This window comes from Kitasatospora sp. GP30 (genome assembly GCF_029892145.1).
In the GTDB taxonomy this organism is placed as follows: Bacteria; Actinomycetota; Actinomycetes; order Streptomycetales; family Streptomycetaceae; genus Kitasatospora; species Kitasatospora acidiphila.
Genome location: NZ_JARZAH010000024.1, coordinates 16,581 through 33,513 on the forward strand (window position 1 = coordinate 16,581; position 16,933 = coordinate 33,513).

At 71.9% G+C, this 16,933-nt stretch carries 13 protein-coding genes and 3 pseudogenes; 11 read left to right on the plus strand and 5 right to left on the minus strand.

What is annotated here, in order from left to right; genetic code table 11:
• The first annotated feature begins 3 nt into the window (after positions 1–3).
• From P3T35_RS26945 to P3T35_RS26965, 5 genes are read left to right on the plus strand one after another with little or no spacing between them, the layout of a single operon-like run.
• Complete coding sequence (locus P3T35_RS26945) at positions 4–4,557, plus strand: type I polyketide synthase (protein WP_280708077.1); 4,554 nt, start codon at positions 4–6, stop codon at positions 4,555–4,557.
• Between the two features lie 17 nt (positions 4,558–4,574).
• Positions 4,575–4,886: a phosphopantetheine-binding protein gene (locus P3T35_RS26950; RefSeq protein ID WP_101384735.1), complete on the plus strand. Its 312-nt coding sequence runs from the start codon at positions 4,575–4,577 to the stop codon at positions 4,884–4,886.
• Positions 4,887–4,889: 3 nt separating this feature from the next.
• Positions 4,890–5,723, plus strand: a complete 834-nt coding sequence (locus tag P3T35_RS26955; protein WP_101378350.1) for an alpha/beta fold hydrolase — start codon at positions 4,890–4,892, stop codon at positions 5,721–5,723.
• Positions 5,720–6,901 carry a glycosyltransferase gene (locus P3T35_RS26960; protein ID WP_101378351.1) on the plus strand — a complete coding sequence of 394 codons (1,182 nt, stop codon included), beginning with the start codon at positions 5,720–5,722 and terminating at the stop codon, positions 6,899–6,901. The genes P3T35_RS26955 and P3T35_RS26960 overlap by 4 nt, the downstream gene beginning before the upstream one ends.
• A complete protein-coding gene (locus tag P3T35_RS26965) occupies positions 6,898–7,959 on the plus strand; it encodes a class I SAM-dependent methyltransferase (RefSeq protein WP_180356243.1) in 1,062 nt (353 codons plus the stop codon). Before P3T35_RS26960 ends, P3T35_RS26965 begins: the two co-directional genes overlap by 4 nt.
• A 113-nt stretch (positions 7,960–8,072) precedes the next feature.
• Here P3T35_RS26965 and P3T35_RS26970 read toward each other — a convergent pair whose 3' ends face one another.
• Entirely contained in the window at positions 8,073–8,573 is a 501-nt protein-coding gene (locus P3T35_RS26970; RefSeq protein WP_280708080.1) for a carboxymuconolactone decarboxylase family protein, read from the minus strand.
• Between the two features lie 116 nt (positions 8,574–8,689).
• On the opposite strand from P3T35_RS26970, the gene P3T35_RS26975 reads away from it, so the two are divergent.
• Both P3T35_RS26975 and P3T35_RS26980 read left to right on the plus strand, forming a co-directional pair.
• Positions 8,690–9,634 carry a pirin family protein gene (locus P3T35_RS26975; protein WP_280708133.1) on the plus strand — a complete coding sequence of 315 codons (945 nt, stop codon included), beginning with the start codon at positions 8,690–8,692 and terminating at the stop codon, positions 9,632–9,634.
• Positions 9,635–10,282: 648 nt separating this feature from the next.
• Positions 10,283–10,438 (plus strand): annotated as a pseudogene (locus P3T35_RS26980) (IS630 family transposase); the annotation flags it as partial.
• 28 nt (positions 10,439–10,466) lie between these two features.
• Here P3T35_RS26980 and P3T35_RS26985 read toward each other — a convergent pair.
• Positions 10,467–11,210, minus strand: a complete 744-nt coding sequence (locus tag P3T35_RS26985; protein ID WP_101378355.1) for an SDR family oxidoreductase — start codon at positions 11,208–11,210, stop codon at positions 10,467–10,469.
• 99 nt (positions 11,211–11,309) lie between these two features.
• On the opposite strand from P3T35_RS26985, the gene P3T35_RS26990 reads away from it, so the two are divergent.
• Positions 11,310–12,212: a LysR family transcriptional regulator gene (locus tag P3T35_RS26990; RefSeq protein WP_101378356.1), complete on the plus strand. Its 903-nt coding sequence runs from the start codon at positions 11,310–11,312 to the stop codon at positions 12,210–12,212.
• A gap of 86 nt (positions 12,213–12,298) precedes the next feature.
• On the opposite strand, the pseudogene P3T35_RS26995 reads toward P3T35_RS26990, so the two are convergent.
• Together P3T35_RS26995 and P3T35_RS27000 are read right to left on the minus strand one after the other, a co-directional pair.
• Positions 12,299–12,519: pseudogene (locus P3T35_RS26995) on the minus strand (leucine zipper domain-containing protein); the annotation flags it as partial.
• Positions 12,520–12,568: 49 nt separating this feature from the next.
• Complete coding sequence (locus tag P3T35_RS27000) at positions 12,569–12,967, minus strand: VOC family protein (protein ID WP_101378357.1); 399 nt, start codon at positions 12,965–12,967, stop codon at positions 12,569–12,571.
• A 92-nt stretch (positions 12,968–13,059) separates the two neighbouring features.
• On the opposite strand from P3T35_RS27000, the gene P3T35_RS27005 reads away from it, so the two are divergent.
• From P3T35_RS27005 to P3T35_RS27015, 3 genes and pseudogenes are all read left to right on the plus strand, one after another.
• Positions 13,060–14,070 (plus strand): YafY family protein, encoded by a 1,011-nt coding sequence (locus P3T35_RS27005; protein WP_101384737.1) that lies wholly within the window; start codon positions 13,060–13,062, stop codon positions 14,068–14,070.
• Between the two features lie 158 nt (positions 14,071–14,228).
• Positions 14,229–15,011, plus strand: coding sequence for a maleylpyruvate isomerase family mycothiol-dependent enzyme (locus P3T35_RS27010; protein ID WP_280708084.1), 783 nt, complete (start codon positions 14,229–14,231; stop codon positions 15,009–15,011).
• 223 nt (positions 15,012–15,234) lie between these two features.
• A pseudogene (locus P3T35_RS27015) lies at positions 15,235–15,339 on the plus strand (pirin family protein); the annotation flags it as partial.
• Between the two features lie 141 nt (positions 15,340–15,480).
• Here the strand turns inward: P3T35_RS27015 and P3T35_RS27020 are convergent.
• Positions 15,481–16,827, minus strand: a complete 1,347-nt coding sequence (locus P3T35_RS27020) for an MFS transporter (RefSeq protein WP_101384738.1) — start codon at positions 16,825–16,827, stop codon at positions 15,481–15,483.
• Between the last annotated feature and the right edge of the window lie 106 nt (positions 16,828–16,933).

The following is a 16,933-nucleotide window of genomic DNA, read 5'->3' on the forward strand; positions in this document are numbered from 1 at the left end:
CCCGTGGCCGTGATCGGCATGGCGGTGCTGTTCCCGGGCGCGCCCGATCTCGCGAGCTACTGGCGCAACCTGGTCGGCGGGGTGGATGCGATCACCGAAGTCCCGGCCGGGCGCTGGGATCCGGAGTACTACGACCCCTCGGGCGGCTCCGCTCCCGATCGCCTGTACTGCCGGCGCGGCGGCTTCGTGGACGGCCTGGCCGAGGTGCAGCCGACCAGGTTCGGACTGATGCCGAGCTCACTGCCCGGCACCGAACCGGACCAGCTGATCGCACTCCAGGTGGCCGCCGCGGCCCTCGCGGACGCCGGCGGCCCGGACCGGTTGCCCGATCGCAACCGGGTCGGCGTGGTGCTCGGCCGTGGCGGCTATCTGACTCCCGGCCTGGTGCGGCTCGACCAACGGGTGCGCAGCGCCCGCCAGTTGGTGCGCACCCTGAGCGAGCTGCTGCCGGATCTCACGCATAGTCAACTCGCGCGGGTGCACCAGGCGTTCGTCGACCGGCTGGGTCCGGACCGCCCGGAGTCGGCGATCGGGCTGGTGCCCAACCTGGCCGCCTCCCGGGTGGCCAACCGGCTCGACCTGCGCGGCCCGGCCTACACCGTGGACGCCGCCTGCGCCTCCTCGCTGGTCGCCGTCGACCAGGCGGTGGGCGAACTGGCCACCGGCCGCTGCGATGTGGTGCTGGCCGGCGGGGTGCACCACTGCCACGACGTGACGCTGTGGAGTGTCTTCGCCCAGCTGCGGGCGCTCTCCCCGAGCGAGCGGATCCGACCGTTCCACCGTGACGCGGACGGCATCCTGATCGGCGAGGGCACCGGTGTCGTGGTGCTCAAGCGGCTGGCCGACGCCGAACGGGACGGGGACCGGGTGTACGCGGTGATCCGCGGCACCGGTGTGGCCGGCGACGGCCGCACGGCCGGGCTGGCCAACCCCGATCCGGGCGGTCAGGCCCGCGCGGTACGGGCGGCCTGGCGGGCGGCCGGGCTGGACCCGAGGGCGCCGGGCTCGCTCGGGCTGCTGGAGGCGCACGGCACCGCCACGCCCGCCGGTGACTCCGCCGAACTCGCCACTCTGGCCGAGGTGTTCGGGCCAGCCACAAGCGACGATAAGTGTGCCGTGCTGGGCTCGGTGAAGTCGATGATCGGCCACACCATGCCGGCCGCCGGCGTGGCCGGGCTGGTGAAGGCGGCGCTGGCCGTGCACCACGGCGTGCTGCTGCCCACCCTGCACTGCGAGGATCCGCACCCCTCGCTCGCCGAAACCCGGTTCCGCACCATCGACGCGGCGCGCCCTTGGGAGACCACGGCGGGCGTGCCGCGCCGGGCGGCGGTCAACGCCTTTGGGTTCGGCGGGATCAACGCGCATGTGGTGCTGGAGCAGGCGCCCGACGCTCCGGTGCGCCGGTCCGCCGTGGTCGTGAGCGAGCCGGAGCGCGTGCTCCGGCTGGCCGCCGAAAGCCCTGAGCAGCTGGCCGAGTTGCTCGCGGGTGACGATGCGGCGGTACTGGCCGCTGCGCAAGGCCCGCTCAGTGGGCCCGCACCGCGCTGCCGCTTGGCGATCGCCGACCCGACCGCCAAGCGCCTGGCGCTGGCCCGCCGGGCCGTCGCCCGTGGCCGGGGCTGGCGCGGGCGCGGCGATGTGTGGTTCGCCCCGCGCCCGTTGCTCCGCGGCGCCGCCGGCGGTCGGCTGGCCTTCCTCTTCCCAGGCCTGGAGGGCGAGTTCACGCCCAGGGTGGACGAGGTCGCCGATCACTTCGGCCTCCCCCGGCCCACCGGCGATGCCCGAAGCGCCGCGGTGGCGGATGTGGGCCGGCATGGCGTCGGCGTGGTCGCGGTGGGGCGGTTGCTGGACAGGGTGCTGCGCCGGATCGGCGTGCGGCCGGACGCGGTGGCCGGTCACAGCGTCGGCGAGTGGACCGCGATGATCACCGGCGGGCTGTACTCCGGAGCCTCGGTGGACGCCTTCCTGGCCGCCTTCGATCCCGACTCGCTGCAGGTCCCCGGGCTGGCCTTTGCCGCACTCGGCGCCTCCGCCGAGCGGGTGCGGCAGGCGCTGGACACGGTCGAGGGCATGGCGGAGGTGGTGCTCTCGCACGACAACGCGCCGCAGCAGTCGATCGTCTGCGGACCCGAGCGGCCGGTCACCGAGCTGGTCCACTGGTTCCGTGCCCAAGGAGTGCTCGGCCAGCTGCTGCCGTTCCGGTCCGGCTTCCACACTCCCATGCTGGCACCGTACTTGGCGCCGATCCGGGCGGCGGCCGAGCGGTTCGAACTGCACCGGCCGAGCGTGCCGGTCTGGTCGGGCACCACCGCCGCGCCGTTCCCGGACACCGAGGCCGAGGTCCGCGCGCTGTTCCTGCGCCACCTGCTGGAGCCGGTGCGGTTCCGGCCGCTGATCGAGGCCATGTACGCGGCCGGGTTCCGGGCGTTCGTCCAGCTGGGCCCCGGGCAGCTGGGCTCGCTGGTGGGCGACACCCTCGGCGACCGCGAGCACCTGGTGGTCGCCGCCAACTCCGCGCAGCGCGACGGGCTGGCGCAGCTGCGCCGGCTGGCCGCCGCGCTCTGGGTGGACGGCGCGGAGCCGGACGCGGCGGCGCTGGAGCGGCGTTCCTCGGCACGCCTGACCGAGCGGACGCACCCGGCGGTGCGCCTGGACCTCGGCGGCGCACTGATATCCCTCGACGGGGCGGCGCTCGGCGAGCTGCGAGCAGAGTTGACGCAACATCAGCGGCCGTCCCTGCTGTGCGACTTCCCGCTGAGCGACTCTCCGCTGGCCGCCGAACTCGGCGCGCTGCTGAGGGAGACCGAACGCACAGCGGCCGAACTGATCCAAGCGGGGCGAACACCCCGACTTCCCCGGCCTGGGCGCCCATCCGAACCGGTCAGGGCAGGTCGGCCCCCCGAACCCGGCACGGCAGGCCGGCCCTCCGAACCCGTCACGGCAGGCCGGCCCTCCGAGCTGCCCTCAACCCCCGTGGCCACCACGCTGGCCGTCTCCACGACCGCGATGCCGTATCTGCTCGACCACTGCTTCTTCCGGCAGCGCCCGGAGTGGCCCGACCTGGTCGACCGCTGGCCCGTGGTCCCGGCCACCACCATCGTCCAGCACCTGATGGACGCCGCCGAGCGGGCCGTGCCGGGCGGGTTGGCGGCGCGCCTGCACGACCTGCGGTTCGAGCAGTGGGTCCCGGCCGCGTCCCCGCTGGAGGTGCCGATCACCTTGCGCCCGACCGGTCCGGCACAACTGGCCGCCGACTTCGGTGGGTTCGCGCGCGGAGTCATCGACCTGACAGACCGCCATGACGATCCGCCCGCTGCCTGGCCGGTTGCACCCGCCGGCGAGCGGACTCCCGAGTTGACCGCCGCCGGGCTCTACCAGGAGCGGTGGATGTTCCACGGTCCCGCCTTCCAGGGCCTGACCGAGCTCACCGCACTCGGCGAGCGGCACGTGCGCGGCGTGATCACCGCGCCGGCCGCTCCCGGGGCACTGCTGGACAACGTCGGTCAGCTGCTCGGCTTCTGGATCATGGCCACCCGCACCGATCGAACCGTGGTCTTCCCGGTCGGCATGCGGCGGCTCGCCTTCTTCGGTCCGCCACCGCCGCCCGGCACCCGACTGCACTGCCACATCCGGATCACCGCGCTCACCGACACCGTACTGGAGGCGGATGTACAGCTGCGGATCGGCGACCGGGTCTGGGCCGAGGTGCGCGGCTGGCAGGACCGCCGCTTCGACAGCCACCCCGATACTCGGCCGGTGGAGCGGTTCGTCGACCGCAACACCCTCGCCGGCCCGCGCCCCGGCGGCTGGGTGCTGGTCCATGAGCGCTGGCCCGACCTGGCCTCGCGCGACCTGATCATGCGCAACCACCTGGGCGCCGCCGAGCGCGCCCGCTACGAGCAGCAACCGCCGCGCGGTCGGCGGGCCTGGTTGCTGGGCCGGATCGCGGTCAAGGACGCGGTCCGCCGGCTGCTCTGGGCGCAGGGCGAGGGCCCGGTGTTCCCGGCCGAGATCGCCGTGGTCAACTCCCCTTCGGGGCAGCCGCAGGTGATCGGTGTGCACGGTCGCGTGCTCCCGCCGCTGGCGGTCTCGCTCGCGCATCGCGGTGAGGCGGCCGTGGCCCTGGTCCGCCCGGCCGAGGCCGGCCCGGTCGGCATCGACCTGGAGGAAGTCGCTGAGCGCACACCCGAGTTGCCGAAGGTCGCCCTGGGCGAGGCCGAGCAAGCGATCCTGATGGACCGTCAACTCACCACGACGGACTCAGCAGAGCTCTGGTTCACCCGCTTCTGGGCCGCCAAGGAGGCCGTCGCCAAGGCCGAGGGCACCGGACTGCGGGGCCGCCCGCGCGACTTCGCCGTCATCGCCGCCGAGCCGACCTCCCTGCTGGTCGCGGTCGCCGGCCCGGACGGCCCGCGCCGCTACACCGTGCACTGCGCCGAGCTGCACAACCCGCCCGGCCTGCCGCCGCGCCACTACGTGGTGGCCTGGACCGAGACGGTCAGCGCCCGCAAGGACGAGACCGTCGCCGCCCGCAATGAGAGGACTCCCCGCACGTGACCGGCACTGCGCAGACCATGGACCGGCAACCTCCCGGCGAGCAGGAGGTATTGGCCGAGATCACCCGGATGCTTGCCGCGATCCTGTCGGAGTACGGGCTGGACGAGTCCGAGGTCACCATGGACTCCCGGTTCACCGACGACCTCGAACTGGAGAGCATCGACCTGGTGACGCTGGCCGCGCGGCTCCAGGAACGCTGGGGCGAGCGGATCAACTTCGCCGAGTTCCTGGCGGGCATGGAGCTCGACGAGATCATCGGCATGACGGTGGGCCGGCTGGTCGCGTACGTGGTGGCGCGCCTGCGGCCCGAGACCGCCGAACGGAGCTGACCGGTGGCCGTGTTGGAGATCGACGGACTGCCGTTCCACGTGCAGCGGCTCAGCCCGGCCGACGGCCGACCACCGGCCGCCACTCTGGTCCTGGTGCACGGGCTGCTCACCGACAGCCTGGCCAGCTACTACTTCACCGTGGGGCCCGCCCTCGCCGCCGCCGGCGTCGAGGTGCTGATGTACGACCAGCGCGGCCACGGCCGCAGCGGACGCCCGCGCACCGGCTACCAGTTGGAGCGTTTCGTGGCGGACCTGGCCACCCTGCTGGACCGGTCGGTCCCAGTCGGCCCGGTGCACCTGGTGGGCAACTCGTTCGGCGGCACGGTGGCGTACGGCCTCGCCGAGCAGCGGCCCGACCGGGTGGCGAGCATCCTGGCGATCGAGTCCGAGCCCGCCTCCCCGGCCTGGGCGACCAAGCTGGACGGCATTCTGCGGCGGGCCGAGACCGAGCTGGTGAAGGCCGGCACGCTCGCCTGGGTGGCCGCCAAGCGCGGCGCGCACACGGCCCGGCTGGCCCGCTCGGCCGGCCGGCTGCTGGCGGCCACCTCGCTGGCCCGGGACATCCCGGCCAGCCGACTGCCCGGCGATGAGCGGCTCGCGGCGATCAGCTGCCCGGTGCTCGCCGTGTACGGGGCGGACTCGGACCTGGCCGAGCAGGCGGTCTGGCTGGCCGGGCTGCTGCCGTACTGCCGCACCGCCTTCGTCCCCGGGCAGGAGCACTCGGTGCTGGTGGAGGCTCCGGAGACGGTGCTGGAGCTCACCGTCGACTGGCTGCGCGAGCAGGGTGTGGTGCTGCGCGGCGCGGCCGCCTGCGGTCTGCAGCGGAGCGCGCGATGAGCAGGTTCCTGTTCGTCGTCCCACCGCTGGTCGGGCACGTCAACCCGGCCGTCGGGGTGGCGGCCGAGCTGGCGGCGCGCGGGCACCGGATCGCCTGGGCCGGGCTGCCTGAGGTGATCGGGCCGCTGGCCGGCCCGACCGCCGAGGTCTTCCGCTGCTCGGCGGGTCCGGACGGGCAGACTGCGGTGCGGCCGCCGGATCTGCGGGGCCCGGCGGCGCTGAAGTTCCTCTGGGACGGCTTTCTGGCCCCGCTGGCCGAGGCGATGGCGCCCGGGGTCGCGACCGCGGTGCAGCGGTTCGCCCCCGACCTGCTGGTGGTCGATCAGCAGGCGGTGGCCGGTGCCCTGGTCGCCGAGCGGCTCGGGCTGCCCTGGGCCACCTCGGCGACCACCTCCGCCGAGTTCACCGGCGCGCTGGACGGCATGCCGCTGGTGGCGGCCTGGATCCGCGACCGGCTGGCCGAGCTGCGCGACCGGGTCGGCGATCCGGGGGCCACCGGCGACCCGCGGTTCTCGCCGCACCTGGTGCTCGCCTTCACCACTCCGGAGCTGGCCGGCGGCTCGGTCGCGGGGCCGGTCCGGTTCGTCGGGCCGTCGATCACGGCGCGCCCCACCACCGCGCCGTTCCCCTGGGATTGGCTGGATCCGGCCCGCGCCACCGTGCTGGTCACGCTGGGCACGGCCAACACCGATGCGGGCAGCGCGTTCCTGACGGCCGCTCGGCAGGCGCTGCGGGAGCGGGCGGACCACCTGCAGGGCGTGCTGGTCGACCCGGGCGGGGTGCTGGGCGATCCGGCGCCGGACCGCGACCTGCTGGTGGCACGCGCCGTACCGCAGCTGGAGCTGCTGGCCCGCACCGCGCTGGTGGTCTGCCACGCCGGCCACAACACGGTCTGCGAGGCGCTGTGGCACGGCGTTCCGCTGGTGGTGGCGCCGATCCGGGACGACCAGCCGGTGGTGGCCGCCCAGGTGGCCGCGGCCGGTGCGGGCCTGCGGGTGCGGTTCGGCCGCACCGACGCCGCCCGGCTCGGCCAGGCCCTGGACACGGTGCTCGGCCATCCCGCCTACCGCACCGCGGCCCACCGGATCGGCGACTCGTTCCGGGCGGCCGGCGGCGCCGCGGCGGCCGCCACCCAGCTCGAACAGCTCCTCATCCCAGCCCGGCAGGAGGCCCCATGACCAGCACCGAGCCCCTGATCGCCGCCCTGCGCCCGGGCTACCAGGCCGAACTGGCTGACGGCACCGACCAGTTCTTCCACCCGAGGCGCACCGACTGCCCGTGGTGCGGCGCCACCCGGCTGCGGGTCCGGCTGCGCACCACCGACCTGCTCCAGCACAAGCCCGGCCGGTTCGTGCTCGACCAGTGCCAGGAGTGCGCGCACGTCTTCCAGAACCCCCGACTCAACGACACCGGACTGGCGTTCTACTACCGCGACTTCTACGACGGCCTCGGCGAGCAGCGGCTGGCCGGCCTGTTCGGCACCCGGGCGGCGGTCTACCGGGGCCGGGCCCGCAGCGTGCTGCCGTTCGCCGCCGCACCCGGCCGCTGGCTGGACGTCGGCACCGGGCACGGCCACTTCTGCGGCACCGCGCGGGAGTTGTTCAAGGACACCGAGTTCGACGGCCTGGATCTCAGTGCGGGCGTCGAACTGGGTGAGCGCGAGGGACGGTTGGCGCACGGCTACCGCGGTTCGTTCCCCGAGCTGGCGCCTGAGCTGGCCGGGCGCTACGACGTGCTGAGCATGTTCCACTACCTGGAGCACAGCGCTGACCCGGCCCGTGAACTGGCGGCCGCCCGGCAGGCATTGCGCCCCGGCGGCCTGCTGCTGATCGAGGTGCCCGACCCGCAGAGCCGCTACGCCCGGTTGCTCGGCCGCTGGTGGCTCCCCTGGCTGCAGCCGCAGCACCTGCATCTGGCGCCGCCGGCCAATCTGCGGGCCAGGCTCGGCGAGTTGGGCTTCACGGTGGTGCTGGAGCAGCACCGCGAACCGCATGACCCGCTCGATCTGCTGGCCGCCGGCTGGCTGGCGCTGGACGCGCTGGCCCCGCGCGAGAACGCCCCCTGGCTGCCCGGCACCCCGCCCGGCCGCCTGCGCCGCCTGCTGCGCACCGCGGTCTTCCTGGCGGGCGCGCCGGCCCTGCTGGTCGCCGCGCTGCTGGACCGCCTGCTGGCGCGCGGCGCGGGGCGGTTCGGGTTCTCCAACGCGTACCGGGTGCTGGCGCGGAAGGAGGCGTAGCGGGCGGCCGGGCTACGGAAACCCGACAGAGCGGGCGGCCGCGCTACGGAAGCCCGACGGAGCGGGCGGCCGGGCTGTGGAAGCTCAACGGAGCGGGCAACCCACGCACGGTGTCACTGCGCCGGGATCGTGCGCACCGGGTGCTTGCTGAGGATGGAGACCCGGTTGAAGGCGTTGATGGTGATGGCCACCCAGATCACCGCGGAGATCTGGTCGTCCGTCAGGACCTCGCGGGCGGCACGATAGGCGTCCTCCTGCAGGGCGGCGTCCGCAGGGTTGGTGGTCGCCTCCGCCAGGGCGAGCGCGGCGCGTTCCTGCGGGGTGAACAGTTCGGTGTCGCGCCATGCCGGGAGCGTGCCCAGTCGCTGCGCGGTGTCGCCCGCCTGTAGGGCGGCCCTGGTGTGCACGTTGAGGCAGTAGGCGCAGCCGTTGATCTGGGAGACGCGCAGGTTGACCAGTTCCACGAGCTTCCGGTCCAGCCCGGCGTCCGCCGCGCCCGTGCGGGCCGATTCGGCCGTGGCGCGCAGCGCGCGGTAGGCCTCGGGGCTCTGCTTGTCGATGAACACCCGCCGGTGCGTCGAGGTCGCGGTCACAAGGCTGGTCGCATCACTCACGGGAACTCCTCTTGCAGATCACTGTCGGACGGCGCTTCGCCATGGCATAGTAGTTGAATATAAAACCATTTTGAAGTGGGAGGGCGCACACCGTGACCACCGTCGAGACCGACCCCGTGGAGCCCCGCGGCGAAGCCCCGGACCGGAAGGCCTGCCCCCGAGTGGAAGTACTGCCCGCCAGGGACGTACCGCTGGGCGGACCCCGGGCGATGACGGTCCGGCGTACGCTGCCGCAGCGGACCCGAACGCTGATCGGCGCCTGGTGCTTCGTGGACCACTACGGCCCCGACGACGTCGCCGAGACCGGCGGGATGGAGGTCGCCCCGCACCCCCACACCGGACTGCAGACGGTCAGCTGGCTGTTCAGCGGCGAGATCGAGCACCGCGACAGCCTCGGCATCCATGCCTTCGTCCGGCCCGGCGAGCTGAACCTCATGACGGGCGGCCACGGCATCAGCCACTCCGAGGTGTCCACCCCCGCCACCACCACCCTGCACGGCGTCCAACTGTGGGTGGCCCTGCCGGAACGGCACCGCCACACCGCCCGCGACTTCCACCACCACGCACCCCGGCCCGTCCCCCTCGACGGCGGCGAGGCACGCGTCTTCCTCGGCACCCTGGCCGGCGACACCTCCCCCGTCCCAACCTTCACCCCGCTGCTCGGCGCCGAACTCACGCTCCACCCGCACGCGACCGTCACCCTCGCCGTGGACCCCGCCTTCGAGCACGGCCTGCTCGTCGACCACGGCGACATCCAGCTGGCGGACACCCCGCTGCACCCGGCCGAACTCGGCTACCTCGCCCCCGGAGCCACCATCCTCACCCTCACCAACACCAGCGACGAGCCGGCCCGGGCGGTCCTGATCGGCGGCCCGCCCTTCGAGGAGCAGATCGTGATGTGGTGGAACTTCATCGCATCCTCCGGCGAGGAGATCGCCCAGGCACGAGAGGACTGGGAGAACGGGGACCGCTTCGGCGAGGTGCAGGGGTATCCCGGGGAGCGCCTGCCCGCTCCGGCACTGCCGTCAACACCGCTGAAGCCTCGGGGAAATGCACGCTGACCTGGAGAAACGTCACGTCCGACGGACACACTGACGCAGCGCGTGGCCGACGCGGCGGCTGTCATCCAGGGCTGGTGGAGACCGCGAATGGCGCTCCGCGACGGGTCAGCGGACAGTCGCACTGAAAGCTGAATCATTCTCAGGTTTACGCGCGTATAACAGGGTCTGCTCGTACTGATGCTGACTTTTTTGCTGCGCCCACAGCCCAGTCGTGCAACGCCTCGATTGCCTGAGCTGACTCGCCGTCTTGGCGCTCCCAAGCCTCTGCCGCGACCACCGTCCCGAAGCAGCCCGCCGCCTCGCCGACGACCTCAAGAACGAGTAGTCACCCGCCTACCCATTCTGAGGCGCGCCGGCGCAGCCGTGTCCCCGCCGGCGGCGGATCCACCACCGGCCCCGGCCCGGCCACCTGCGAAGATCGCTGTCCGATGACCGGAGCGCGGTGATAGAAATCCGGCGTGCAAAAGACTCTTGAGCTCTACGACCTGCTGCGACTGATCGACGAGCGGTCGGCCACCTTCAGGACAAGTCCGCAGCTGTCCACCAGCAGGTGCCGCTTGCGGCCCCGCACCCGCTTGCCCGCGTCGTAGCCGCCAGGCGCAGCCGCTGACCAGGGCGTACAGCACGGTGTCGACGATCAGGCGACGCACGACTCAGACCCGGACCCTGCACGCCTACCTGCGCTGGCGCAACGCCAACGCACGCCACCGCGACGTCCTGGCCGCCGGGCGCAAGGAACGCGCCCGCATCCGCAGCGAGAAGAGCATCCGCTGGGGCGGACGCCCCCTCGCCACCGCGGCCTGAACGGCCCGGCGAACTGCGGTCAGAGCACCTAGAGTTGTGAAGCCCCTCCGTCGACAGGGAACTCCGCTCCCGTCGAGAAGGTCGCACCGAACGCCAAGTACGCCACCGCGGCGGCCACTTCCTCGGACGCCCCCAGCCGCTGCATCGGGTTCGTGCTCCGGTAGGTGTCCTTCATCATCTCGACGACGTCGGCAGGCAAGGAGCGGTCCAGGATGCCCGAGTCGATCGGCCCGGGGCTCACGGCATTGACGCGCACCTTGCGCGGCAGCAGCTCGCGGGCCAGGGTGCGCGTCATCGACCGCAGGGCTGCCTTGCTCGCCGAGTAGACACTGAGCGCGTCGAGGCCCAGGACGTTCACCACCGACGTGGTGAGGACCACGCCGCTTCCCTCGCGCAACAGCGGCGCCAACGCCTGCACCGTGAAGTACGGGCCCTTGGCGTTGACGCGGAACAGCGCGTCGTACATCTCCTCCGTCGTCGAGTCGAGCGGCGCGGACGCAGTGACGCCGGCGTTGACGAACAGCGCGTCCACCACGCCGAACCGCTGCTGGACCGTGCCGGCCAGCTCCTTGATGTCCTTCAGGGACGCGGCATCGCTGCGGACGGCGATCGCCCTGTCCCCCAACTGCTCCAGCGCGGCGTCCAGGGTGGATCGGGTACGGCCGGTGATCAGTACGTGCGCCCCACCGTCCGCGAACAACCGGGCCGTGGCCAGGCCAATACCGCTGCTCCCGCCCGTGATCACGATCTTCTTGCCGTCATAAGTGGTCATGCCCTCAAGCCAAATGCCCACCCGCACACCCTGTCCAAGACCTGTTCCGCATGCCGTCATGTCCCAGGCGCATGACGGCGCGCGACGTACCCTTGGCGAATGGACCTCGACCTGCGACTCGTGCGCTACTTCACGGTCGTGGCGGAGTACGGCAACTTCGGCCGGGCCGCCACCAGGCTCCACCTGGCGCAACCGTCGCTGAGCCGTCAGATCCAGCGACTGGAGGCTCAGCTCGGCGTCCGGCTGTTCGACCGCTCGCCGCAGGGCAGCAGCCTCACCGATGCCGGTCAGGCCTTCCTTCCCAGGGCCCGGATACTGCTCCAAGAGGCCGAGCAAGCCGCTCACACGGCCAGAGCCGCCGTCCAGCCCCGTACCATCACCGTCGGCTGCGCCGAGGGACTGGTCATCACCGTCTGCGTGCAGGAACTGCGCCGCCGGCACCCTGAGGGCCAGGTCCGCACCAGGCACCTCGACTGGCGGGACACACGCGCCCTCGCCGAGGGGCGGGTCGACGCCCTCGTCGCGTACAGGCCCCTGCCCTTGCCCACGGACGGCTTGCGGGTGACCAAACTCCATGAGGAGTCACGGGTACTGGTCACGTCGGCAAGTCATCATCTGGCGAACGAGAAAACCGTCAGCCTGCGGGCTCTGTCGGACGAGGAACTGGTCGGCTGCGTCAGCACTCCGGTCCTCTGGAGCACGCCCAAGCCCGTCGGCAACCGCCCGGCACCACCCCCGCCCGCGATCGACGACGCTTACGAGGACAAGCTGGAACTCATCGCCACCGGTCACTGTGTCGCGATCTTCCCTGCCGGCGATCGACGCGCTGCTGTGCGCGAGGACATCGCCCTGGTGCCCGTCATCGACATCGATCCCTGCGAGGTCGTGCTCGTCACGCGCGCTGACGACCCCAACCCGCTGCTCGGATCGCTGGAAGACGTCGCACGTACATTGCTCGGCACAGCCTCCCGACGGGAGAACGACGAACTGCCGGTCCACTGAACCCATTGCCTCTGCGCGGTGTTCCAGATGGCTGTCGCCGCGCTGCACAGTCAGCAGGCCTCGGGGGTGCGGGCGGGACTGGTGGCGGGGCGGGAGGAGTGGTCGAGCAGGCCGTTTTCGCCGTACGCGCGCCAGCGGGCGACCACTTGGCCAGGCAGCGGCGGGAGATCCCGGCTCCCGCAGCGACGTGCGCGATCGGACGTCCGGCGTCAACCCGCAGGCACAAGCGCAGACGTCCTTCGGGGGTCAGCGGTGCGTTCCGATGTCCCCTGCTGGTGGCAGTCCTGGACTCGGCGGCCGCGTTCACCGGGAGCCCTGGGATCTCAGGGCTCCCGGATGAACGGCTGTGCGTGGCGTCAGCGTGCGAACTTTGCGATGGCCGCCGGGGTGACGGGGGTGAAGAAGTTGACGAGGTTGCCGTCGGGGTCGCGGAACAGCAGCGACCGGTTGCCCCAGGGCATCGTGGTGGGCTCGGTGACGAACTCCGTCACGAAGCCGGTCAGGTTCTGGTGAACGCGGTCCACATCGTCGACGAGGAACTCGGTGATCACGCTGTGGTTGTCCGCCGGGCGGGCAGAGCCCGCGGCGAACAGCGGGACCGTGCGGATGCCGGCGATCGCAAGGGTGGCGCCCGCGCTCTTGAGTTCGGCGAAGTCCTCGGTGGCCCACGTCGCCGGCACCCCGGTGGCTCGCTCGTAGAACTCGACGAGGCGCGCGACGTCGCTGGTGATGATGCGGATCGAGACGAAGTCCATGGAGATCTCCTTGGCTCTGGTGAAAGCGTGCACGTCGCAGGCTAGGAGAAATAGTGGACAGAAACGGTCCTGTATTCGCCTAGGCTGTGAACATGCCTCGACCCACCGGCCGCGTGCTGACACTCCTGGAGCTGTTGCAGTCGGGCGGCACCCGGACTGTTGCCGAACTCGCCGACCGGCTCGGCGTCGAAGGGCGCACCGTGCGGCGGTACGTGGACCAGCTGATCGACCTCGACGTGCCCGTGGAGTCAGTGCGCGGCCGCTACGGCGGGTACCGGCTCGCGCCCGGCTACCGCTTGCCTCCGCTCATGCTCAGCGACGACGAGGCGCTGGCCGTACTGCTCGGCCTGGTCGCCGGCCGCCGAGCAGGGCTGACGACGACGGAGCACACGGCAAACGAGACGGCATCGGCCAAGATCCGGCGGGTGCTGCCCAAGCACACCGCCCGCCGACTCGACACACTCCTGGAAGCTCTCGCCTTCACGGATCAGCCCGGCGAGTTCGACACCCCGGACGCCGGGGTCTTGCTCACGATCGCCGATGCGGTGCGCCACCACCGACCGGTCTCGATCCGCTACACCGACCGCGACGGACGGCGCAGCGAACGCACACTGCACGCGTACGGGATCGTCGCCCATTCGGGCCGGTGGTACGTCACGGGCAAGGACGCCCAGATCAGCGAGGACCGAACCTTCCGGCTCGATCGCATCGCAGACGCGCGGACCCTGCCCGGCTCATTCGAAATGCCCGTGGGTCCCGGTCCGGCGCAGCGCGTATTGTCAGGATTCGCCACAGCCGAGTACCGGCACGAGGTCACCTTGCGGATCCACGGGACAGTTGAGCAAATCCGCGCCCACCTTCCCATCAGCGTCGCGGACCTGGAGGAGCACGAGCCCGCAGCCGGCGAGGACCGCGCGACCGAGCGCTGGCTGCGCGTCGAGCTACGGGCGGAGCGACTCGACTGGTTGCCTCCAGTACTCGCCTCACTCAACCGGCCGTTCGTCATCGAGCGCCCCGATGAACTCCGCGACCTCGTCATCGCGCTCGCCGATCGCCTGACGGCCTACGCCGCCGAGCATGACCGCGAGGAGCCAATGTCATGAGATGGCACACCTAGAGCCTCGCCGGCGCCGGGGTGGGGGTCGGCAGGTGCGGCAGGTGCGTGGTGGTCTGATTGTGTCGCAGGTCTGGACAGTGAGGGGGCGGTGGGTCAGTCTTCACCAGCATGACTCTCCCGTTCCCTCAGCATCCTTCCAGTGCCGTGCGCACCGCACTCTTCGAGGCGCTCACCGCAGTCGGTGGCGAGGCCGTCGCCCTGCTCACCGGCTGTCGCGGCGACACGCCGATTCCCGGCGCCGAGTGGACGGTTGCCGAGGCCGCGGCCCACCTGGCGATGGCCAACGAGCTGATGGCCGCATTGGCAGCCGGGGAGGAACGGCCGTACGGGGACGGCACTCCGGGCTCGCTGGCTGAGGCGAACGCGGTGTCGCTGGCCCAGCGACCCGAGCGGGACCCAGTCGTACTCGCGGAGGAGATCGCCCAGTGGGCACGGGAGTTCACGGTGGCAGCCGGTTCGCGTGCCGGTACCGAGCCGGTGGTGACCCCGCTGGGCCGGATGGACCTGGACACCCTGGGCGCTTACCTGTTGACCCACATGCTGGGCCATCTCTACGACATCGCCGTCGCCCTTCGGCGGCCGCATCCGATCGACCGGCAGCGCGTGGCGCTGACAATTCCGTTCCTGCGCGCGGCCATGCCGCTGGTGACGGATGCGCGCGCTGCGGCCGGCCACAATGCCTGCTACCGCCTGAAGGTGCGGGGCCTGTGCGGGTTCGCGGTGACGTTCACAGATGGTGTCACCGTAGTGAACGACGAGCCGCCGCGTCGCCCGGACTGCACCATCCTCACCGAGCCGGTGGCGTTCCTCCTGATCGCGTTGGGCCGTTACAGCGCCGCCGGCGCGTTCGCCCGCGGCAAGGTGTTCGCCTGGGGCCGCCGACCGTGGCTGGCCCTGGCCTTCCCCGGGCTGTTCGCCGCCCCCTGAGCCCCCCGGGCCTCGGCGGCCCATGTTGTCCTGATCGCTTCTGGTGCCTCGCCTGGCGATGGCGCGGTGGTGCGGCAGGCCGGTTCCCCGCTCGCCGTGGCTGGGGCGGCCATGGCACGTACCGCTGGTATCGACCCATGAACCCGTTGTTCGCGGCTATCACGGTTCCCGGCACCGCCAAGGAGGCAAATCTCATCGAAGATCTCGGGCACCCCACCAGCGCCAAGGAGGCCAACGCTTCGACGAGGTGCAGGGGTATCCCGGGGAGCGCCTGCCTGCTCCGGAGCTGCCGAAGGTGGTGCTGAAGCCCCGCGGAAGTGGGCGCTGACCCGCAGAAACGCCACGCCCGGCGGCGCGGATGACGAGGCGCGCTGGGCCCGATCGCCGGCCGGACCCAGCGCGCTGGCGGTACCGCTACTGAACGTCCACCCGGCCGACCTGGCCCAGTCGTCGGCCGGCCGGGACTCCCTCAAGCCTGCCGTCTCATAGCGATGACCGCGGCCCCCAGCACACACGCGACGGCGGCCGCGAGGTAGGCGAGGTGGTAGCCGACGAGTTGGTCCCCACTGCTCGCCGCGACCAGGACCATCACCGCCACTCCGACACTTGCGCCGATCTGCTGCGCCACGACATTCACCGCCCCCGCAACGGCATGCTGCTGCACGGGGACGCCGGTGAGCGCGGCGGACGTCATCGAGGGGAAGTTCAGCCCTTGGCCGATGCCGCTCAGCACCAGACCGGGCAGCACCTGCTGCACATAGCTGCCGTCGTGCGGTGTGCTCAGCCACAGCGCGGTACCGACCCCGATCAGGACGAGGCCGACAGCCATCAGCGTTCGCGGAGCGTGTCTGGCCAGCAGGCGTCCGGTGGCGAAGTTGGCGGTGAGGAACACGGCCAGAGACATCGGCACCAGCGCAAGACCGGACTCGAAGGGAGAGTAGTGCAGCATCCCCTGCAGATACAGCGGCGCGAAGAACAGCAGCCCGACCGATCCCGTGTACTGGAGGAACGCCGCCAGACTCGCGGCCCGCACCGATGTGATCCGGAAGAGGCCGAGCGGAAGCACCGGGTCGGCAGTGCGGTGCTCACGCACGACGAACAGCACCAGGAAGACCCCCGCCGCAGCGAGTACGCTCCAAGCCAACGTGCCGCCACTGCTCACGCCGACGATGAGCAGGGTGAGGCCGAGTGTTCCCGATATCGCGCCGGGCAGGTCCAGCCGACCGCTGTGCCCGGCGCTACCAGGTAGTCCGGCCCGCATCGCGGCCAGCACGGCGAGTCCCAGCAACACCGAGAACCACAGCACCGAACGCCAGCCGAGGAACTGGGTCAGTACGCCGCCCAGCAGCACCCCGCCGCTGAAGCTCGCGGCGCCGACCGCCGCGTACACACTGAGTGCTCGGTTACGCGCCGGACCGGCCGGAAACGCCTCGGTGAGCAGAGCCAGCGCGGCCGGCCCCGACAGGGCGGCGCCGATGCCTTGGGCGGCGCGCGCACCCAGCAGCACCATGATGTCGGGAGCCAGCCCCCCAACCAGCGCGGACACGGTGAACAAGGCGACACCGACGCCGAACACCCGCCGTCGTCCGAGTACGTCGGCCAGTCGGCCACCCACCAGCAGGAAGCCGGCGAACGTGACGGCGTAGGCAGTCATGACCCACTGGAGCGTGGTGTCGTCCAAGCGAAAGCGCGCTCCGATGGACGGTAGGGCGGCGTTGAGCACCCCAAGACCGCTCACGTCCAGTGCGAGCGCCCCTGCCAGCACTCCGAGTGCCAGTCCCGGCCGACGCAGCGGCTTGTCCGTGGTGTCGGTCATCTTGTCCGTGGTATCGGTCATACGAGCCTGCCGGCGCAGTCGTGGCGGGTGAGTACCCAACCGGGATGGTCGCTGCGCTGCGAGGAACGTCCGGCTAAGGAGCTGA